The organism is Streptomyces lydicus (assembly GCF_001729485.1).
Lineage (GTDB): Bacteria > Actinomycetota > Actinomycetes > Streptomycetales > Streptomycetaceae > Streptomyces > Streptomyces lydicus_D.
Window position 1 is genome coordinate 4,283,807 of record NZ_CP017157.1, and the last position, 20,097, is coordinate 4,303,903.

Sequence of the window (20,097 nt, forward strand, 5' to 3'; positions counted from 1 at the left end):
GAAGGGGCGTTCGGCTGCCCCGTACTCGAAGTCCAAGCCCGGAAGGGGAGTTGTGGCTCATCTGCTGGTGGTCGAGAGCTGGGTCGGAGCGATGAGCCGACTGCTGCCGCGGGCGATACGGGAGGGCGGGCACACCTTCACCTTCCTCACCCGCGACCTGCACCACTACCTGCGCTCCGCGCCCGAGGGGACGGCGCACCCGCTGCTCGGTGCCCGCAACACCATCACCGCCGAGACCAATGACACCGACGCCCTGCTGCCCGAAGTCGAGCGGCTGCATGCGGTGTTGGCGTTCGACGGAGTGATCACGTCCTGCGACTACTACCTGCCGACCGTGGCACGGATCGCCGGGCGGCTCGGCCTGCCGGGCCCCGGGTCCGAAGCGGTCGAGATCGCTTGCCGTAAGGACGCCACCCGCCGCGTCCTCGCCGATGCCGGAGTGCCCGGCCCGCGCTTCGCCGTACACGAGGAGTGGGCCGATCTCGCGGGCGCCGCCCGGGAGATCGGTTACCCGCTGGTGGCCAAGCCCGTTGACCTGTGCGCCGGCATGTACGTACGGCGTGTGGATGACGAGGTACAACTTGCCGATGTATACCGGACGTTGGCGGACGTTCCGGTCAATGCGCGCGGACAGCGGCGCGCGCCTGTGGTCCTGCTCGAAGAGCTGCTGGACGGTTCTGAGGTGAGTGTCGAGACCGTCTCGTGTGCGGGAACGGTCCACGTGGTCGGCGTGACCGACAAGAGCATCGGCGGGGCGCCCGCGTTCATCGAGACCGGCCATATGTTCCCCGCGGCCCTGACGCATGCCGACGCCGAGGCCGCCGAACAGACCGCGCTGCACGCCCTGAAGGCACTCGGGCTCGTCGACGGCGTCGTGGCGCACACCGAGATCAAACTGACCGCCGACGGGCCGCGCGTGGTCGAGGTCAACCCGCGCCCCGCGGGTAACCGCATCACCGAACTGATCCGCCACGTCACCGGCATCGACCTCGCGGCGGCCTTCGTGGAGGTCGCGCTGGGCGGCCAACCCGAGCTGAGGCGTACGGACACCGGACTGCGCAGCGCAGCCATCGGATTTCTGGTGCCACAGGCCGCCGGCACGCTCGAAGCGCTGGACGGCGGCGAACTGCGGGACGCGCCCGGCGTGCTGGAGGTGCAGCTCACCGACCCCGGCAAGGTGGTGAAGGCGGCTGGCAGCAACAACGAGTACCTCGGGCACGTCATGGCCGGTGACGCCGACGGGCCAGGGGCCCGCGACCGCGTCGAGGCCCTGCTGGCCGGGCTGCGCGCGGGGCTGGTGATCCGATGACCGCCGTCACCGGGGCGGCCGGCGCGGTGGCGTACGAGAGGTGCCGGACGTACGCCGACCTCGTGGACCGCGTCCGTGCGGGCGGGCTGGGCCCCGACCCGGCCACGCAGCGGATCGCCGTGGCCTTCACCACCCGGCAGGCCGTACGGCACGACGGGCGCGGCACCGGTTATCGCAACGAAGTGCTCAGCCTGCGCCTGGCCGAGGCGGTCGGCTCCTGTGCGGTCGAGCCCGGCTCACTGCCCGACAGCGCGCTCGACGACTGCGTGGGCGCGGACGTGGCCCGGCTTCTGGAGCATCCGCTGCTGCCGATGCGGGTGGCCGCCCTGGACGCCTACCTGATGCACGTCACCCCGCACAGCCCGGAGAGCGGGGCGCGTCCCGTCCCGCTGCCCACCGGGTCGTCACTGGAGAAGTCCCGGGTGCGGGCGAAGGCGGTTGCCGAGCTGATCGACCTGCCGCCCGGGGCCACCGTGCTGGTGATCGGAGTCGTCAACTCCCTTCTGGAGGCGCTGCGTGCATGCGGCCTGCAGTATGTCCCGTGCGACCTCAAGGGCGGCGTCACCGAGTGGGGCGAGCCGGTCGTCACCGATGCGCTCGCGGCGGCCGACCGCTGCGATGCGCTGCTCGTCTCCGGAATGACGCTGGGCAACGGCACCTTCGAACCGCTTCGACGGCACGCGCAGCAGCACGACAAGCAGCTGGTGATGTTCGCGCAGACCGGCAGCGCCGTGCTGCCCCGCTTCCTCGGCCATGGCGTGAGCGCGGTGTGCGCCGAGCCGTACCCCTTCTTCTGGCTCGACGGCGGGGCCGGAGTCGTCCACCGCTACAGGGGGCCGTACGACAACTCCTGTCAGGGAGGCCACATATGACCGCGACCGCCGTCCGCCCCGTCGCTCGCCCGGAGCTGCTCGCCCTGCTCGGCCGTACGCCGTTGGTGCGCATCACCGCTGATCTGCCGGGCCCCCACCCCGGATTCTGGGCCAAGCTCGAAGGGCTCGCAGCCGGCGGGATGAAGGCCAGGGCTGCCGTGTCGATGCTGAGGGGCGCCCGAGCACGTGGCGAACTGCGGCCCGGGGCACCGGTGGTGGAGTCCACCTCAGGCACCCTCGGCATCGGCCTGGCCTTCGCCGGGCAGGCGCTCGGGCACCCGGTCGTGCTCGTCGGTGACCGGGAACTGGAGCCGTCCATGAGGCAGTTGCTGTGTGCCCACGGAGTCCGCCTGGAACTTGTCGACCGCCCGGCCCCTGAGGGCGGCTGGCAGGCCGCTCGCCTCGCCCGACTGCGCGAGCTGCTCGCCGTGCTGCCCGACGCCTACTGGCCCGACCAGTACAACAACCCCGACAACACCGCCGGTTACGCCTCACTGGCCGCCGAACTCACGGCCCGGCTCGACCACCTCGACGTTCTGGTGTGCAGCGTCGGCACCGGCGGCCACAGCGCGGGCATCATCGGTCCCCTGCGGCGGCACTGGCCCGCCCTGCGCCTCATCGGTGTCGACGCGACCGGCTCCACGATCTTCGGCCAGCCCGCCCGGCCCCGGCTGATGCGCGGACTGGGCAGCAGCATCCACCCGCGCAACGTCGCCTACGGCGCCTTCGACGAGGTCCACTGGGTCGGCCCGACCGAGGCCGTGGACAGCTGCCGGCGGCTTGCCCGAGGGAGCTTCGTCAGCGGCGGCTGGAGCACCGGCGCGGTCGCCCGCGTCGCCGCGTGGGCAGCCCGCGTCCACCCCGGGGCGGAGGTCGCCACCGTCTTCCCCGACGGCCCGCACCGCTACCTCGGCACCGTCTACGACGACGACTTCACCGCCGCGCACGGCCTCGCCCCGTCCGCCGCGGCCGCCCGACCCGTCGAGATACCGCACCCCCGAGCGGCCGAGGCCGCCGGGTGGGTCCGCTGTACCCGCATCACCGACCCGCTCCGGGCACCCGAATCCCCGCATCCTTCGGAAGAGAGACTGTGAAGGCCACCCAGCGCACCGTACGCCTCGACCTCGCCGAGCCGTTGCGCATCTCCCGCTCCACCATGGCCGCCCGCGACGCCGTGTGGCTGACCGTCGAACACGACGGGCTGCGCGGCCACGGCGAGGCCGTCACCAGCGTCTACTACGGCCTCGACGCCGGCACCCTCGAACGGCTCCTCGCTGCCGTCGCCACCGACCTCCTGCGCTTCCGCGACCCCGAGAGCGCCCTGGCCACCCTGCGGGCGGGCGAACTGGCGGGGGAAGACACCCCGCCGGCCGTCACCGCCGCCGTCGAGTCCGCGCTCCTCGATCTCGCCGGCAAACACGCCGGCAGCCCGGTCCACCGGCTCCTCGGCGCCGCCACCGCCCCGGTGGCCGCAACGGCCCGCACCATCGGCATCACCTCGCCGGTGCGCGCCGCGGCCGAGGCACGATGCCTCACGGCGAGCGGCTTCGAGGTCATCAAGGTCAAGGCGGGGGCGCCCGACCCCGAGGAGGACGTGGAGCGGGTGCGCGTCATACGTGACGCCGCGCCCCGGGCCCGGCTGCTCCTCGACCCCAACGGCGCCTGGACCACGGCCCAGGCCGACGCCCTGCTGCCCTGGTTCGCGGAACTCGGAGTCGAGGCTGTCGAACAGCCCCTCGCTCCCGGCGATCCGGAGGCGCTCGGCGCGCTCGCCGCACGCTCACCACTGCCGGTCATCGCCGACGAGGACGCGGTGAGCCTGGAGGACGCCCGCCGCCTGGCCGGACGCGTGCACGGTGTCAACGTCAAGCTCGCCAAGTGCGGCGGTGTTCACGCGGCCCTGCGCATCGCCGAGGCGATCGACGGCAGCGGCACCGCGCTGATGCTCGGCTGCCTCACCGCCAGCAGCCTCGGCCTCGCCCCGGCCATCCACCTGGCCGACCGCGCCCGCTGGGCCGACCTCGACGGACACCTGCTGCTCGCACGCGACCCGTGGACCGGGATCGGCGGCACGGACGGCTTCGTACGGGCAAGCGATCTGCCCGGTCTGGGAGTCCGGCGCAGCCCGGGGGAGGAGGGGGCGTGAAGATCTGGCACGAGATGCGCCGATTCCCCCTGGCCGTCCGCCTCCTGCTGGTCAACCAGCTCGGTGTCAACACCGGCTTCTACCTCCTCATCCCCTACCTCGCCACCCACCTCAGCCAGAACCTGGGCATGTCGGCGGCTGTCGTGGGGATCGTCCTCGGCGTCCGCAACCTCAGCCAGCAGGGCCTGTTCCTCATCGGCGGCTCCGCCTCCGACCGGCTCGGCGCGCGCGGCGTCATCATCGCCGGCTGCGCCCTGCGCACCGCGGGGTTCGCGCTGTTCGCGCTGGGCGACGGGCTGACCGTACTGCTCGCCGCCTCCGTGCTCAGCGGACTCGCCGGCGCCTTGTTCAACCCGGCCGTGCGCGCCTACCTCGCACAGGAGGCGGGCGAGCGCAAGGCGGAGGCGTTCGCCCTGTTCAACGTCTTCGCCACCACCGGCGCGTTGATCGGTCCGCTGCTGGGCAGCGCACTGCTGCTCGTCGACTTCCGCACGTCCGCGCTCACCGCCGCCGGCATCTTCGCCGTCCTCACCGTCGCCCAGGCCGTTGTCCTGCCCGCGCGCAAGGTGGAGCCGAGGGAGGGCGGCGTCCTCGCCGACTGGCGTGAGGTCCTCGGCAACCGCGCCTTTCTGGCCTTCGCGCTCGCCATGGTCGGCATGTTCACCCTGCAGAACCAGCTCTACCTGCTGCTGCCCGACGGGGCCCGGCGGACCACCGGCTGGGACGGCGCGGCGGGCCTCGTCTTCCTCGTCGGCACCGTCACCAACCTCACCCTGCAACTGCGCATCACACGCGCCCTCAAAGGCCGTGGATCCAGGGCGCGTTGGATCTCAGTCGGGCTCGTTGTGATGGCGCTGTCCTTCCTGCCGCCGGCGCTGGTGGCAGGCGGGTCCGGCGCCCCGGACGGCACCGCCGACGCGGTGCTGCGCACGCTGCCCGTCCTGCTCGGTGCGCTCCTGCTCTACCTCGGCGTCATGATCGCCCAGCCTTTCGTGCTGGAGCTCATCCCCGGATTCGGCCGTACGGAGCTGACCGGCACCTACTACGGGATCTTCTACGTGGTCTCCGGCATCGCCGCCGCGGTCGGCAACACCGCCGTCGGCTGGTCCATGGACACCGGGGAACACGGCGCCCCCTGGCTGCCCTGGGCGTGCTGCGCCCTGTTCGGCCTCGCCTCCGCATGCGGCGTGGCCTGGCTGCACCGGCGCAACGCGCTGCCGACGACGCCGAAGCCGGCCCTGACGGCGGCGGCCTGAGGAAGGAGACGAATGACCCGCACCGCCACCGAGGACATGGACAACCTGCTCACCGACAACCCCGAGCTGTACGAGGCCCGTTTTCCCGACGCCGACCGGCTGGCCGGACGCTGGACGGAGGACTGCCTGCGGCGGTACGGCGCGGGCCCGCGGGTGCTGGACATGGGCTGCGGCACCGGCCGTGACGCCGCCCATCTGCACGCCGTCGGCCGAATGGTGACCGGCGTCGACCTCTCCGAGGCGATGCTCGCCCATGCCCGCGCCCACCACCCCGGGCCCGCGTACGTCCGTGCCGACCTGCACGGCTTCGACCTGGGCCACAGCGCGTTCGACGCGGTCGTCTGCCTGGACAGTTCCTTGCTGTACTGCCACACCAATGCCCAGCTCGACGGCTTTCTGGCCTCCTGCCGTCGCGCGCTGACCCCGGGCGGCCTGCTCGTCGCGGAGATGCGTAACGGCGCCTATTTCCTGGGCCGTACCGACCTGCTCGACACCCCCACCGTCCACCAGTTCGCCTGGCAGGGCACCGCCTACCGGTCCACCACCACGCTCACCGTGGACCGCACCGCCCAACTCCTGCGCCGAACCCGCGTATGGACCGCGGATGACGGATCACCGCCCGTCGAACAGCGCTCCGCATGGCGGCTGCTCTTCCCGCTGGAACTCCGCCGTCTCCTGGCGGCGCACGCCTTCGAGGTCCTCGACCTGCACGACGGTCCGGGCCCGCGCACCGAGCCGCCCTGGCGAGAAGGCATGCCCCCTGGCGATGCGACCGATGCCGACCGGCTGCACGTCGTCGCCCGGCTCACCGAGCCCGCACCGTGCCCCCTTCACACCACGAGGACACCCGCATGAACGAAGAAACCGCCCGCCACCTCGCCTCCCCGGCCGTACCTTCCTTCCCGGGCCTGCGCCGCCGCGGCTTCCTCGCCGCCACGGGTGCCGCCTCGCTCGGCGCACTCGCGCTCACCGGTTGCGGCGGGCCCGGCTCCGAGGACGGCACGGGCAAGGGCGACGGCCGGCCCCGACGGGGCGGCCGGCTGCGCGCCGCCTTCGCCGGAGGCGGCGCGAGCGAGACCCTCGACCCCCACCTGGCCAACCTCTTCGCCGATGTCGCCCGTGCCAAGGCGCTCTTCGACAAGCTCGCCGACTACGGTGCCGACCTGTCCGCGCAACCCCGCCTCGCCGAGAAGTGGCAGGCGAACAAGGCCCTGGACCGCTGGCAGGTCACCCTGCGCAAGGCCACCTTCCACAACGGCAAGCCGGTCACCGCCCAGGACGTCCTGTACAGCTACCGCCGGATCGCCGACCCCAAGAAGGGGTTCCGCGCCAAGGCGTCCCTGGAACCCATCGACCTCGACGCGAGCCGCGCCACCGGCAAGCGGAGCCTGGAGTTCGTTCTCAAGCGCCCCACCGCCGAATTTCCGAACATCCTGGCCGCGTTCGGCGCGTACATCGTCCCCGAGAAGGCGACCGCCTTCGACGAGAAGCCGATCGGCTCCGGCCCCTTCCGCTTCGTCTCCTTCGCCCCCGGCCGCTCGGCCGTCCTCCGTCGCTACGACGACTACTGGGAGGGCGCCCCGCACCTCGACGAGATCGAGTTCGTCGTCGCCAACGAGGAGTCCGCCCGCGTCAACGCACTCCTCGGCGGACAGGTCGAGTACGCGCACGAACTCGACCCGACCACCGCCCGCGCGCACGAGGGGAAGGGACAGATCGAGATCGTCCGGCTGCGCAACAGCGCCATGCAGGGCTTCGCGATGAAGACCGACCGGGCCCCGTTCGACGACAAGCGGGTGCGCCAGGCGTTCTTCCTCATCGCCGACCGGAAGGAGCTCGTCGCCGGCGCCCTGTCCGGTGCCGGCGAGATCGGCAACGACCTGTTCGGCAAGGGCTACGAGTACTACGCCGACGGCCTCCCCCAGCGCGAGCAGGACCTGGGCCGCGCCCGCGCCCTGCTGAAGCAGGCCGGCGCCGAGAAGCTCAAGGTCACCCTCGACACCTCGGCCGTCGCCGCCGGATTCACCGAGGCCGCCAGCATCTTCCGCGACCAGGCCGCCAAGGCGGGCGTCACCATCGACGTCAGGACGGGCAGCAAGGACACGTACTGGAGCGACATCCTCGACTCCGGCACCCTGTGCTGCTACCGCTCCGGAGCCATGCCCATCGAGGCCCACCTCTCCCAACGGCTGCTGACCGACTCCACCACCAACGCCACCGAGTGGCACCACAAGGACTTCGACGCCCTCTACCAACAAGCGCAGTCCACCCGCGACACCAAGGACCGGGCGGCCGTCTACGCACGCATGCAGCGCCGCCTTTACACCGAAGGCGGCTTCCTGATCTGGGGCTTCGCCGACTGGATCCTGGGAACGGCCCGTGAAGTGCGAGGAGTTGACCGGAAGGCGCCCGCCAACACGCTCGACTGGGCCCGGTTCGACAAGGTGTGGCTGGCGTGAGGGGACTGCGCTCCTTCGTCGCCCGGCGGCTGCTCCTCGGCGTCGCACAGACCGTGGCCGTCGTGCTGCTGGTCTTCGCGCTCACCGAGGCGCTGCCGGGCGACGCCGCCGTCGCCCTCGCCGGCGACCAGCCCGACCCCGCCCGTATCGCGGCCCTCCGCGAGGCCATGCACCTCGACCGGCCGGCATACGAGCGGCTGGCCGAGTGGGCGGCGGGCCTGTTGCACGGTGACTTCGGCACCTCCGTGACCTCCGGACGGCCCGTCAGCCAGTACCTCGCCGACGGCTTCGGGCCGACCCTGCTGCTGGCCGCGCTCACCGTGGCACTGCTCGTCCCGGCCGGCTTCGGCCTCGGCGTACTGGCCGCCCGCCACGAAGGGCGACTCGTCGACCGGCTGATCAGCTCCGTGACGCTCGCGGTCCACGCGGTTCCCGAATTCGCCCTCGCGGTGCTGCTGGTGGCCGTCTTCGCCCTCCACCTGGGCTGGCTGCCGGCCACCGCCGTCGGCTACGGCACCGACCTGCTCGCGCACCCCGCAGCGCTGCTCCTGCCCGTCCTCGTACTGCTCGCCCGGCCGGTGTGCTCGCTGGCCCGCCTGGTCCGCGCCGGCATGGTCGATGCCCTGGCCGCGCCGTATGCGGTGCACGCCCGCCGCTACGGAGTCGGCGGCGCCCGCGTCCGCTACGCCCACGCCCTGCCCAACGCCCTCGCTCCGGCCGTCCAGCAGCTCGCCCGCACCATCGACTGGCTGCTGAGCGGCGTCATCGTCGTGGAGGCCCTCTTCGTGATCCCCGGACTCGGCACCGTCCTGCTCAACGCCGTCGCCGAACGCGACGTACCGGTGGTGCAGGGCCTCGCCGTGGTGTTCGGCGTCCTGACCGTCGTGCTCAACCTCGGCGCCGACCTGGTCACCCACCGACTCGCACCCCGAGCGGGGGTGGCCGCGTGACCCGCACGCCCTCCTCGCAGGTCGCCGGTTCCTGTGCGGTCGTCCGACCACGCCGCGCGGGCCGCTACGCCCTCGGGCTCGCCGTCATCTCCGTACCGCTCGCCCTCGCCGTCCTGGGACCGGTGTGCGCAGACGACCCGGGCACGCGGGCCGCCTCCTTCACCCTCGGCGACGGACACTGGTTCGGCACCGACTTCGTGGGCCGTGACGTGTGGCGTCAGGTCCTGCTCGGCGGCCGGCCGGTGGTGCTGACCGCGCTCGCCGCGACGGCCCTGGCCTACCTCGTGGCGCTGCCCCTCGGCCTCATCGCCGCGCTCACCCACCGTCGCTGGCTGGAGGAGACACTGATGCGGCCGCTGGACGTGGTGCTGGCGGTGCCGTCCCTGCTGCTGATCCTGCTGGTGGCCTCCGTGCTCACACCGGGCGCCGTCGGGCTCGCCCTGCTCGTCGCGCTGGTCAATGTCCCGGACGCGGCGCGGATCGTGCGCGCGGCCGCCGCCGAGGCCGCGGCGCGCCCCGCGGTCGAGGCGCTGCGCATGCAGGGCGAGACGTGGTGGCGCACGGCCGTCGGTTACGTCGGCCGCTCGATACTGCGCACCATGGCCGCCGACGCCGGCACCCGGCTCACCGGCGTGCTGTACCTCGTGGCCACGGCAGCGTTCCTCGGCGTCGGCGTCGTGCCGGACGCCGCCGACTGGGCGGTGATGGTGGACCGCAACCGCACCGGACTGTTCGTGCAGCCCTGGGCCGTGGTGGTGCCCGCGCTGCTGATCGTCGCGCTGACCACGGGCAGCAACCTGCTCTTCGACGCGGCACTCCACAAGCCCGGCCGGCGCCGGGGAGAGAGGAAACCACGGCCGTGACCGACCGGAACGATACGACTGCACCGACGGGCGCAGACACCGGTGACGGGCCGGCCCCCGTCGCGGAGATCCGGGACCTGCGTGTGGAGATCGACGGTCGGGTGATCGTGGACGGCGTGCAGTTGCGGGCTCTGCCCGGCAAGGTGACTGCGCTGGTCGGAGCCTCCGGCAGCGGCAAGACCACCACGGGCCTCGCCCTGCTCGGCGCGTACCCATCGGGTGCCCGGGTCACCGGCGACGTCCGCGTGGCGGCGGACGGCCCGGTCGGATACGTGCCTCAGCATCCGGCGTCCGTGCTCAACCCCGCCCGCCGGGTCTCGGCGCTGCTGACCGACATCGCCCGCACCCAGGTGCGCGACCTGCCCCGCAACCAGCGCCGGGCGGCCGTCCGCGAACGCATCCTGCGGGCTCTGTCGGACGCTCAGCTCGCGGACGGTGAGGCGCTGTTGTCGCGCTATCCGCACCAGCTGTCCGGTGGCCAGCAGCAGCGCGTCGTCCTCGCGCAGGCGCTGCTGCTCGGTGCCCGCGTCATCGTCGCCGACGAACCCACCACCGGCCAGGACGCGCTGACCAAGGCCCGCATCGTCGACCAGCTGGCAGCGCTGGCGGCACGCGGCATCGCGGTCGTGCTGCTCAGCCATGATCTCGACGTGGTGCATGCACTGGCCGACGAGGTCCTTGTCATGCGGGCGGGCCGGGTCGTGGAATCGGGCCCGGTCCAGCGGCTGTGGCGCGCACCGCGTCACGAATGGACCCGACAACTGCTCGATGCCCGGCCGTCGCCCACCGGGCACGAGCCTCCGCAAGACAGCGGACAGGCAGTGCTGCACGTACGCCATCTCACCGCGCGCCACCGCGACGGCGTCATCGGTGCCGGTGTGGTGCTACGAACCCCGGAACTCGCCCTGCACCCTGGTGAGTCGCTGGCTGTCGTCGGCCGCTCAGGCAGCGGGAAGACCACCCTCGCCCGCTGCCTGGCCGGGCTCCATCGTGACCACGACGGCCAGGTGCACCTCGACGGCACCGCGCTGCCGCGCAGCGTACGGCACCGCAATCGCGCAGAGTTGGCGGCCGTGCAGTACGTCTTCCAGGACGCGCGGGCCGCCTTCGACGAGCACTGCCCCGTCCTTGACCAGGTCGCCCGCACCGCGGTACGCCTGCGCGGCACCGATCATCTGTCGGCCGCTCAGGAAGCTCTGACAACACTGATCAGCCTCGGCCTCCGGCCCGAAACGACCCACCGTCTCCCCTCGGAGCTCTCCGGCGGCGAACTCCAGCGGGCGGCCCTGGCCCGCGCCCTGTTGGCCCGGCCCCGGGTCCTGATCTGCGACGAGATCACCTCGGGTCTCGACTCGGTCACGCGCCGCGGCATCCTCGACTCGCTTGCGGTTCTGCTCCGCGACCGTCCGGACATGTCCCTCATGCTGATCACCCACGACCTGGAGACCGCACGTCTGGCCCACCGCATCGCCGTACTGGACGCGGGCGAGCTGGTCGAACAGGGCCCGGCCCACCGGATACTGACCGAGCCGCGGCACCCGTTCACCGTCTCACTCATGGAGACGACGGCACGCCTGGCGGCGGAGACTGCCCCGCCGGGAGCCTGGTGAAGCCCACCGCCGGGTCACGCGCATCGAAAATCAGGCGGCGTCCGGCAGTGCCAGCCATTCCTGCCAGGACAGGTCCCGGCCGACGAAGCATGGACGCTCAAAGGGCCACTCGTCAGTGATCCACCGCGGGATCAAGGTGTCGAGGGCGTGCTCCAGCGCGGTTCCCACGCGCGGTCGTCCACGACCCACCAGGAAATCTCCGCGTCGAAGCCCGCCTTGCGCGCCGGGTCGATGTAGACGCAGCCGAGCAGGGCGTGCCCGCGTCGTCGAACAGGGCGTAGTTGAAGGACTCGTGCGCCGCAATCTCCCTCTCGGCAGACGTATCGAGGCCGGGCGCGCCGGGTCCGGGCACTCCGCGTGTCCTGGGGTCCGGTCACGATGGGCAGCCGGGTCCGGGGGTACCCAGGCATGATGAGGAAGAAGCCTGTCTTGCTGGCGACCGGTGCCGGGACAAGGCGCTCTTGTCCGGGAAGGCGCGGTGATGGCACCTACGGATCCCATCGCAGGCGGTCGCCCTGGCGGCCCGCCACCTGAGGCGTTCGGCGACACCGTGGACCTGAACCTTCTGTTTGCCCAGGCACCCATGGGCTTGGCTGTCTACGACAGGGCGCTTCGGGTTCTGCGGGTCAACGCGACACTCGAACGTCTGTGCGGGACCCAGGCTGATCAGGTGCTGGGCAAGTCGATCGGTGAATTCTTTCCCACGCATGACGCCGCCTGTTTGACCGAGCTCTTGGGCACGGTCCTGGAGACAGGCATTCCTGTGGTGACCACGGTACGTCTGACCGTGACAGGAGGTGAGCACGAGGAAGTCTGCTCCCTCTCCGCTTTCCGTCTGGCTGACTCGAGCGGCGGGACGGTAGGAGTAGCCACCGCCGTCTTCGACCTCGGTGCGCGGCCGACGCCGGGGAGCCGTGAGCGGCTGGCCCTGTTGGAAGAGGCCACCGCGCGGATCGGCTCGACTCTGGAAGTCGTCCGGACGGCGGAGGAACTGTCCCAGCGCTCCGTACGCCCAGTGCCTGGCCTCGGGCAAGCCGCTGCTGATCCCGGTGCTGGACCAGGCCGCGAGCCGGCTGGCCCAGGAGCCCGAGCGCGCCGCCAAGATCCTGGGTGCCGGCGCCCACTCGGTGATGACGGTGCCGCTGCGGGCGCGCGAGACCACGCTGGGCCTGGCGCATTTCTACCGCTGGCAGTTGCCACAGCCCTTTGAACCGGACGATCTGGCCTTGGTCCGCGACCTCGTCGCACGCGCTGCGGTCTGCATCGACAACGCCCGTCGCTACACCCGCGAGCACCACGCCGCGCTCACCCTGCAGCACTCCTTGCTGTTGCGGGACGCCGTACCGTCGCGTTGCTCTCTGGAGACCGCGCACCGCTATCTGCCCGCCTGCACCCATGCGGGCGTGGGCGGCGACTGGTTCGACATCCTCCAGCTCTCCGGTGCCCGCGTCGGCGTGATCGTCGGCGACATGACAGGCCGGGGAATGTAGCGCCGGTTCGAATGCGGTCGGGGGGGTACAAGAGGAAGGCCCTTCGTTGCGGCGGAGAGCCTTCGTCGTGCCCGGCGCCGGTCACTCGAAGCCGTACCGCCGCGTCGACTCCTCCTCCTGGGCCAGCCGGTGCAGCGCCTGCAGCAACGGCTCGTTGAGGATCGCCCCCAGGATCGCGAACTCGATCCGCTCCGCCTCCGACGGGTACGTCTCCATGTTGTCCAGGTCGAGGACGGCTGTGCGGTGCATCAACTCGGCGTACGGCGCGAGTTGTTCGGCCCCCCAGTCGTAGCCGAGCCGGCGGAACGCGGCCACCGCCACGACCAGTGAGCGGTACGAGGGGGAGACGGACGCGAGCTGCTTGGCGTTCTCCCAGCCGAGCCGGTCCAGGAGCGCGGTGACCTCCCGGTGCGCGGCCTGGACGTACTCGTCCTCCTCGTCCGGCTCCGGCACCTGCGGCAGCGCCCACATCGCCGCGCCGAGGCGGATCGAGCGACCCAGGGAGTCGTCGTCCACGTGCCCGAGCACCTCGCGCACCTTCGCCACCGGCACCCCGCCCACCTGGATCATCGCCCGCACCAGCCGCAGTCGGCGCAGATGCTCCTCGTCGTACTCGGCCGTCGTGGCGTTGATCTGGCGGCCCGACGGCAACAGGCCTTCACGCAGGTAGTACTTGATCGTCGCGGCGGACACACCGCTGCGTCTGCTCAGTTCGGCGAGCCGCATGTCTTGCGCCCCTTCTCGGAGAACGGCACTATCCAATCATCGCTAGTCGGATAGCACCGCTCACCAACGAGGGGGAATGGGTCATGATGTCCCGTACGACCGCCGACGCGAAGGGCGACGTCGTCGTCCTGCTGATCGGCATGCGCATCAACCGGTTCTGGGCCGTCCATCTGTGGTTGCCGGTGATGCTCGGAATGTTCCGCATGCTGCGGGAGCTGGAGAACGACCCCGCGCGCGGCCTACGCAGCCGGGTGCTGCTGACTGCTTCGCCACGCACGTACTACGTCGTGCAGTACTGGGAGTCCAAGGAGAAGCTGTACGCCTACGCGACCGCGTCCGACGCCTTCCATCACGCGGCCTGGGCGCGCCTCAACCGCAAGGAGCGGGCCGGGAAGCTGCGCGGGCAGGTCGGCATCTGGCACGAGTCGTACATCGTGCCCGAGGGGTCGTACGAGGCGATCTATGGCGATATGCCCGCGTTCGGGCTGGCCGCAGCGCACGGGCAGATCCCGCTGGAGAAGCGGGGCCGGTACGCGAAGGACCGGTTCGCCTACCGGTCGCAGCAGGCGCCGGTGGCCGAGAAGACCGCCTGACCAGGGGGATCGGGGGATCGAGGAGGGCCTGCCGCGGCGTTGAGGCAGGCCCTCCTCGGCGTTCCCGGAAGGCTCCCGCTCAGCCCGTGCGGCGCAGGACCTCCGACAGACGGCCGGCGGCGTCGATGAATGTTCTACCGACACGATGATCACGACTCCGCACAGGCCCTAGTTGTTCTGTCCGGGGAGGTTGTGGACGGTGAGGCAGGTCTCGGCTGCGGGATCTTGAACGGGTGAAGGCCTTCCGGGGTCGGTGTGGATTGCGACGTCTACACCGACCGAAAGGCCCTCGTGCCCCACCGTAATGCACCCTGACCGAGACTGGCCGCCTGCGTCTGGCCCGCTCTGGGGCAGCACCGCCGGGGCCGGGACGGCACACACCTTCAATGTCGTCTCGCGTACCGTCCCTGCCGTCATGATGCGGTTGCTCATGGCAGGCTCCCTCCGGTTGCTGAGCCCCCGTCGTCAGGCCCCTACCCGACACCTCCATGAGCGCACCCCGCTGGGGTGCGGCTGGCGTTCCCTCGATGAGGGTTGTTCGGCCCACCTTCCTGGACCGCCACCCACAGGGCGGAGAGCGGCGGCCGGGGGTGCTGATCGACGGCCAGCCCCGCTCGGGACGCCCTGCGGGCAAGGTGCGGGCGAGATCGGTATGGGGGCGGGCTTCCCTATGGAGAGGCCCTGGCTAATCCACCGAGCGCGAGGTGCACATCGGCGACCGGCCGCTGGAGCAATGGCGGGCGGCTCGGCTACGGGCGGCGCGAGACGGTGGTGTGCTTCTCCTGTTGGCGCGGCATCAACGCGCCGGTGGGTACGAAGGTGCCGTTGCCGGCCCGCGGCCGGATCGGCGGCCCTGTCCGGCCGCACTTCGCCCACCCGGCCGGAACCGCGCCGCCCGGTGGGCACATCCGCGAAACCGTCCGGCACGTCAACGTCACGTACCGCCTGGCCCGCTGGGCGCCCGCCCTGTCCAACGTCGCCCGGGGGTCGGCCTCGTCGGTGCTGTTTCTGCGGCTGGTGAGCCATCTGGGGCCGGTGTGTGCGCGGCGGAGTCAGCGCGCGAAGTACTTCGGAATGCCCCTGATGCCCGCGGCTGAGGGCCTTCGCTGAAGGCCCCTTGCCGCACCGGCTCAGCAGCCTCTGCCGAGGGGGGTGAACGTCATCCGGTTGTGGGAGTCGGTGCCCAGGGCCCGGGTGTAGACGGTGCGGGGTACCCGGAACCAGCGGGCGTCCTCGCTCTTCACGCCGTTGACGTCGTCGAGGCGTACGCACCACTTCTCGCGGCGGACGAGGCGCCAGTAACTCTCGTTGCCCTTCCGCACCTTGTGACAGTTGCGGTAGTGCTCGGTGGTGTACCAGGTGTGCTTGGTGCGGCCGCTGCGCTTGGTGTGGCGGACGCGCTTGGTGCCGGTGGTGCACTTCTTGACGAGGTGGGGCCGGGTCGCCCGGACGGTCTTAGGGGAGAAGTGGCGGACGCCCTCCCGCAGGCCGGTGACGCTGGCGGAGTGGCCGGGGGCAGCCGGGGCGGTCTGGCCGTGGGCCGCGCCATGGCCCTTGGGTCCGGCCGGGTCGTCGTGGCCTGCGGCGGTGCCTCCGCAGGCGGAGAGCCCGGCCGCGAGTATCGCCGTCAGAGCAGCCCGGATCAGTCGTTGTGGCGTTGTCATGTGTTCCTCATGAGGCTGGGGACCTGCGGTTTCGTTGATCATGGAACCAGATGACCGGCACCACGAGCGCCGCCGTCAGACCGGACAGGGTCATGACGGGCGAGGGGGACGTCCGGTCCACGACGAGGCCGCCGGCCAGGGCGCCCAGGGAGAAGGTCGCCTGGAAGGAGGCGGTGAAGAGCACCGAGGCGGCCTCCGGGGTGTGGGGCGCGGCGTGGGCGAACCAGGTCCACCCCGGCCGTCGGCAGCGCTGCGACCGGCGCGGCCAGGGCAGGCCGCACAGTGGACTACTCCACGAAGCGCTGACCGGCTCGGGCGGAGACCTCCTGCCAGCAGCTCCGGCTCGCCCTCGCGGGCCTGGCAGCGAGCGGAACCGTCGCTCCTCGGACCCGGCGACGATCGAGAGCCGACCAGCAGTCCGGACACACACGAGGGAGGTGACAGCTATGAGACTGACGATCGTCGTCCCCTGCTACAACGAGGAAGCCGTCGTCGAGCTGTTCGACCACAGGGTCCGGGACAGTCTGGGCCGGCTCGACGGTGTCGAATACGAACTGTGCTATGTGGATGACGGAAGCAGCGACAGCACGCTGGACCGGCTGCGTGCCTTGCGGCTGCGACACAGCCGGAACACCCGGTACCTGTCCTTCAGCCGCAACTTCGGCAAGGAGGCAGCCATGCTGGCCGGTCTGCGAGAAGCCACCGGTGACGCCGTGGTCTTCATGGACGCCGACCTCCAGCACCCGCCGGAGCTCATCGCCCGGATGCTCGACCTCCACGCCCTGGGGCATGACCAGGTTGTCGCCCGGCGATCCCGCGACAGGGACGGGGTGGCGCGCTCCACGTTCAGCCGGTTCTACTACCGTCTGGTCAACAGGCTGGTGGATGTCGAACTCGCCCGACAGGGCGCCTACTGATCAACCACCAGCCGACCCGCCATGCCAGCGCGCCCCGACCTCAATCGCTCCCAAGGTCGTAAGGGCTGGCCTCGGCGCTCACACCCGCCGGCCGACGCGCAACACCCCGGGCGCCGTCACGGGCTCCCATGTGGAACGGACGTCGCCGCCTGTGGTGCGCGCCCCACAGGGTGCGGGAAGGGCCGACGGCCTCGCACCCTGACCGGTGCGCCTGCCGCGCGGGAGCATCGTCGGTCGGGCAAGTGCGCGTCGGCCAGGATGACCGCTCACGCGGCTCCAGTGAACCTGCCTCCTCAAGCCGGTTACCCGGCTTGCCTGCGTTCCGGACACCCCGGGCGCCACGCCGCACAGCGGATACCCGAATGCTTACCCCCACCCGGATACCCGCAGGTGAACAGGATTTATGCCTGCGCGTCGGGCGCGGCCATCACAGCGCTCATCGGTCACCCCGCCGTGCTCTGCACACCGCACCACCATGACTGACTGGACACGGTCGGCCATGACGCATGGCCGACGCTGGTACATCGGCCATCGGCCATGTAGCGGACCGGCCAGGGCTGATGCGACACGCACTCGGCCGTTGACCGTGCGCTCCTCATCGGCCATCGGCTGTGACGACCGTGATCACCGCTTCTTCGCTGACCCACAACCGAAGGGGCGGCGCCGGCGCAGGCCGCTAGTCCGAAGACCGTGCACAGCGGTCCCGGATGCCGGTGTCGGCCGCAGCCCATATCTCGCCGTAGTCCGCGATTGAGTTGTCGCTGTACTGCTGAGGTAACGGTCGAGTCCGCCTTGCTGCCGGTGGGCGGATGGTGGTGGGATCACCGGTACGGTCTCGCGAAGGCGGGGCCAGCGCGGCGAGTGTGGATTGACAGGTGGCCGAGCGGGGGGGCGTGGGTGGCTTTGCGAATTCTGGGCGGCCGTTACGAGTTGATTGCGTTCGTGGGCCGGGGCGGTATGGGGGAGGTCTGGGAAGGCCGCGATCGTCTGATCGAGCGCCGCGTCGCGGTCAAGTTACTGCCGCACGAACGGCGCGACACCTCCGGCGCCCAGTTGCTCTTCCGCGAGGCCCGAACCGCCGGCAGGCTGAACCACAGGGGCGTGGTGACGGTCTTCGACCTGGGCCAGGACCCCGACGACGGCACCCTCTACCTGGTGATGGAGTTCGTCACCGGGCGGGACCTGGACACGGTGCTCCGCGAGGACGGCCCACCCCAGGTGCCCACTGCTGTGCACTGGGCGGCTCAGACTGCCGAAGCCTTGCAGGCCGCCCATGCAGCCGGGGTTGTACACCGGGACCTGAAACCGGCGAACCTCATGCTCACCCCGGACAACCAGATCAAGATCCTCGACTTCGGCATCGCCCGTTACATGGCGTCGACACGCAAGTCGAGCAAGGTGATCGGCACGCTTGCCTACATGCCGCCCGAGCGTTTCGGCGATCTCCCCGCAGATGCCCGCTCCGACCTGTACTCCCTGGGCTGCGTGCTCCACGAACTCCTCACCGGAAGCACCCCCTTCCAGACCACCGAACCAGTCGCGATGATGGCCGCCCACCTGAATACGGCCCCGGAGCCACCAGGCCAGGCTCGCCGCAGTGTCCCTGCCGCCCTGGACGACCTGGTCATGGCCCTCCTCGCCAAGGACCCCGACGACCGGCCCGCAACAGCGGCCGAGGTCTGCGAGCGCCTCCGCGAACTATCTGCCGCACCCCCAGCACTCGGCACCGAAAACCACCTGTCCGGCGCGGACATGGAAACCGTCACTGCCCCCCTCACCGCTGCCGGCCCCGGCGCAGCCCGAACGCCGGTGCGTGTACCGGGAACGGCCGCAAGTACGTCGACCCCGGCGGGGCGCATCAGCCGCCGCGCAGCGCTGCAGCTCGGCATCGGCGCCGCCGCCAGTGCCGGCATCGCCGCCGCAGCCTTCACTCTGTTCGACCACAACCCCCCCGACGGCCACAACCCTCCCGTGGACCACAACACCCCTGACGACCACAACACCCCCGACCCGCGGCGCCGGTGGCGATACACCACCGGCAATGCGGTCATGTCGTCGCCGACGGTGGCCGACGGGGTGGTGTACGTCGGCAGCACCGACGGGAGCGTGTATGCCCTGGATGCCGCTACTGGGAAGAGGAGGTGGGCCTACGCGACCAGCGGTCAGGTCGAGGGGGTGCCGACGGTGGCCGACGGGGTGGTGTACGTCGGCAGCACCGACGGGAGCGTGTATGCCCTGGATGCCGCCACTGGGAAGAGGAGGTGGGCTTACGCAACCGGCGACAAGCTCGAAGGGATGCCGACCGTAGCCCATGGGCGGGTGTACATCGGCGGCAGCGGTAAGGTGTTCGCCCTGGACGCGGCCACCGGGAACGAGAGGTGGGTCGTCTCCTGCGATTCTGGCCTCGAGTTGCCGGCGGTGGCCGACGGGGTGGTGTATATCGCTGGCTACAAGTCCGTGACCGCCCTGGACGGGGCCACCGGGGACGAGAAATGGGCACGCCGCGCAAGCGACTCGGGCCTCGACACAAACGCCGAATGGGACCTCGAACCAGAGGATTGGCGTTTCACGTCGCCGACGGTGGCCGACGGGGTGGTGTATATCGGCAGCAGCAAAAGGGTGTACGCCTTGGACGCAGCCAGCGGGAACAGGAAATGGGCCTACGCCACCGGCAACAAGGTCGGGTCGTCACCGACAGTCGCCGACAAGGTCGTGTACGTCGGCTGCAGCAGCAAGAGGGTGTACGCCTTGGACGCGGTCACCGGGAACAAGAAATGGGCCTTCGAGACCGGCGACCAGGTCGAAGGGGCGCCGGCGGTGGCAGACGGAATGGTATATATCGGCAGCTTTGACCACGACGTGTACGCCCTGGACGCGGTCACAGGGAACAAGAAATGGGCCTACCGCACCGGCGACAAGGTCGAATCGTCGCTGGCCGTGGTCGACGGAGTCGTGTACGTCAGCAGTCGGGATCACCATGTGTACGCTCTGGAGGCCACTATCGAGGGCAGCCCGGCATAGCCGAGGCCCGGCGGGCGTACGCGACCGAGCAGAACCGCCGCTGGTACAAGCAAACCCGACCGGCGCGGACGCTATCGCCGCCGCGAGGCTGCCGACGCCGCCCGGGAGCGCACCGCGCAGCACCTGCTGGCGACGCGCCTGGAGCAGCTGCGCGAGCCGGCGGCCGTCCGCACCGAGACGACCGCGGCCGCGCCGTGGACGGACCGGCTGCCCGAACTCGC

Annotated in this window: 16 protein-coding genes and 4 pseudogenes; 16 read left to right on the forward strand and 4 right to left on the reverse strand. The window is 71.1% G+C overall.

Annotated features, from left to right (window positions below; translation table 11 throughout):
* Positions 1-52: 52 nt before the first annotated feature.
* The 10 genes from SL103_RS18565 to SL103_RS18610 are packed head-to-tail and all read left to right on the forward strand — an operon-like array spanning position 53 to position 11,465.
* Entirely contained in the window at positions 53-1,309 is a 1,257-nt protein-coding gene (locus SL103_RS18565) for an ATP-grasp domain-containing protein (RefSeq protein ID WP_208869898.1), read from the forward strand.
* Positions 1,306-2,181, forward strand: a complete 876-nt coding sequence (locus SL103_RS18570) for a Rossmann-like domain-containing protein (RefSeq protein WP_069570113.1) — start codon at positions 1,306-1,308, stop codon at positions 2,179-2,181. The genes SL103_RS18565 and SL103_RS18570 overlap by 4 nt, the downstream gene beginning before the upstream one ends.
* Positions 2,178-3,275, forward strand: a complete 1,098-nt coding sequence (locus SL103_RS18575) for a PLP-dependent cysteine synthase family protein (protein ID WP_069570114.1) — start codon at positions 2,178-2,180, stop codon at positions 3,273-3,275. The genes SL103_RS18570 and SL103_RS18575 overlap by 4 nt, the downstream gene beginning before the upstream one ends.
* The gene (locus tag SL103_RS18580) at positions 3,272-4,327 is read left to right on the forward strand and encodes a dipeptide epimerase (RefSeq protein WP_069570115.1); all 1,056 of its coding nucleotides are present in this window, start codon (positions 3,272-3,274) and stop codon (positions 4,325-4,327) included. The genes SL103_RS18575 and SL103_RS18580 overlap by 4 nt, the downstream gene beginning before the upstream one ends.
* The gene (locus SL103_RS18585; RefSeq protein ID WP_069570116.1) at positions 4,324-5,583 is read left to right on the forward strand and encodes an MFS transporter; all 1,260 of its coding nucleotides are present in this window, start codon (positions 4,324-4,326) and stop codon (positions 5,581-5,583) included. The genes SL103_RS18580 and SL103_RS18585 overlap by 4 nt, the downstream gene beginning before the upstream one ends.
* A gap of 12 nt (positions 5,584-5,595) precedes the next feature.
* Positions 5,596-6,438 carry a class I SAM-dependent DNA methyltransferase gene (locus SL103_RS18590; protein ID WP_208869900.1) on the forward strand — a complete coding sequence of 281 codons (843 nt, stop codon included), beginning with the start codon at positions 5,596-5,598 and terminating at the stop codon, positions 6,436-6,438.
* On the forward strand, positions 6,435-8,042 hold the full coding sequence (locus tag SL103_RS18595; RefSeq protein ID WP_069570117.1) for an ABC transporter substrate-binding protein: 1,608 nt from the start codon (positions 6,435-6,437) through the stop codon (positions 8,040-8,042). The genes SL103_RS18590 and SL103_RS18595 overlap by 4 nt, the downstream gene beginning before the upstream one ends.
* A complete protein-coding gene (locus tag SL103_RS18600) occupies positions 8,039-8,992 on the forward strand; it encodes an ABC transporter permease (protein ID WP_069570118.1) in 954 nt (317 codons plus the stop codon). Before SL103_RS18595 ends, SL103_RS18600 begins: the two co-directional genes overlap by 4 nt.
* Entirely contained in the window at positions 8,989-9,855 is an 867-nt protein-coding gene (locus SL103_RS18605) for an ABC transporter permease (protein ID WP_069570119.1), read from the forward strand. The genes SL103_RS18600 and SL103_RS18605 overlap by 4 nt, the downstream gene beginning before the upstream one ends.
* Entirely contained in the window at positions 9,852-11,465 is a 1,614-nt protein-coding gene (locus tag SL103_RS18610) for an ABC transporter ATP-binding protein (protein ID WP_079145825.1), read from the forward strand. Before SL103_RS18605 ends, SL103_RS18610 begins: the two co-directional genes overlap by 4 nt.
* A gap of 30 nt (positions 11,466-11,495) precedes the next feature.
* Here SL103_RS18610 and SL103_RS38800 read toward each other — a convergent pair.
* Positions 11,496-11,778 (reverse strand): annotated as a pseudogene (locus tag SL103_RS38800) (N-acetyltransferase); the annotation flags it as partial.
* 168 nt (positions 11,779-11,946) lie between these two features.
* Here SL103_RS38800 and SL103_RS39595 point away from each other — a divergent pair.
* Both SL103_RS39595 and SL103_RS18615 read left to right on the forward strand, forming a co-directional pair.
* Positions 11,947-12,351, forward strand: a pseudogene (locus SL103_RS39595) (PAS domain-containing protein); the annotation flags it as partial.
* 28 nt (positions 12,352-12,379) lie between these two features.
* A complete protein-coding gene (locus SL103_RS18615; RefSeq protein ID WP_164492843.1) occupies positions 12,380-12,955 on the forward strand; it encodes a GAF domain-containing protein in 576 nt (191 codons plus the stop codon).
* An 81-nt stretch (positions 12,956-13,036) separates the two neighbouring features.
* Here SL103_RS18615 and SL103_RS18620 read toward each other — a convergent pair whose 3' ends face one another.
* On the reverse strand, positions 13,037-13,681 hold the full coding sequence (locus SL103_RS18620) for a MerR family transcriptional regulator (RefSeq protein WP_069570121.1): 645 nt from the start codon (positions 13,679-13,681) through the stop codon (positions 13,037-13,039).
* Between the two features lie 83 nt (positions 13,682-13,764).
* Between SL103_RS18620 and SL103_RS18625 the strand changes: the two genes are divergently transcribed.
* Positions 13,765-14,274 (forward strand): DUF4188 domain-containing protein, encoded by a 510-nt coding sequence (locus tag SL103_RS18625; RefSeq protein WP_069570122.1) that lies wholly within the window; start codon positions 13,765-13,767, stop codon positions 14,272-14,274.
* A gap of 807 nt (positions 14,275-15,081) precedes the next feature.
* Positions 15,082-15,384 (forward strand): hypothetical protein, encoded by a 303-nt coding sequence (locus SL103_RS18630; protein ID WP_164492844.1) that lies wholly within the window; start codon positions 15,082-15,084, stop codon positions 15,382-15,384.
* A gap of 20 nt (positions 15,385-15,404) precedes the next feature.
* Here the strand turns inward: SL103_RS18630 and SL103_RS18635 are convergent, their stop codons facing one another.
* Both SL103_RS18635 and SL103_RS36220 read right to left on the reverse strand, forming a co-directional pair.
* The gene (locus SL103_RS18635) at positions 15,405-15,938 is read right to left on the reverse strand and encodes a hypothetical protein (protein ID WP_069570124.1); all 534 of its coding nucleotides are present in this window, start codon (positions 15,936-15,938) and stop codon (positions 15,405-15,407) included.
* A gap of 7 nt (positions 15,939-15,945) precedes the next feature.
* A pseudogene (locus tag SL103_RS36220) lies at positions 15,946-16,167 on the reverse strand (MFS transporter); the annotation flags it as partial.
* 217 nt (positions 16,168-16,384) lie between these two features.
* On the opposite strand from SL103_RS36220, the pseudogene SL103_RS18640 reads away from it, so the two are divergent.
* Both SL103_RS18640 and SL103_RS18645 read left to right on the forward strand, forming a co-directional pair.
* Positions 16,385-16,834, forward strand: a pseudogene (locus tag SL103_RS18640) (glycosyltransferase family 2 protein); the annotation flags it as partial.
* A 918-nt stretch (positions 16,835-17,752) separates the two neighbouring features.
* Positions 17,753-19,876 carry a PQQ-binding-like beta-propeller repeat protein gene (locus SL103_RS18645; protein WP_069573892.1) on the forward strand — a complete coding sequence of 708 codons (2,124 nt, stop codon included), beginning with the start codon at positions 17,753-17,755 and terminating at the stop codon, positions 19,874-19,876.
* Positions 19,877-20,097: the final 221 nt, after the last annotated feature.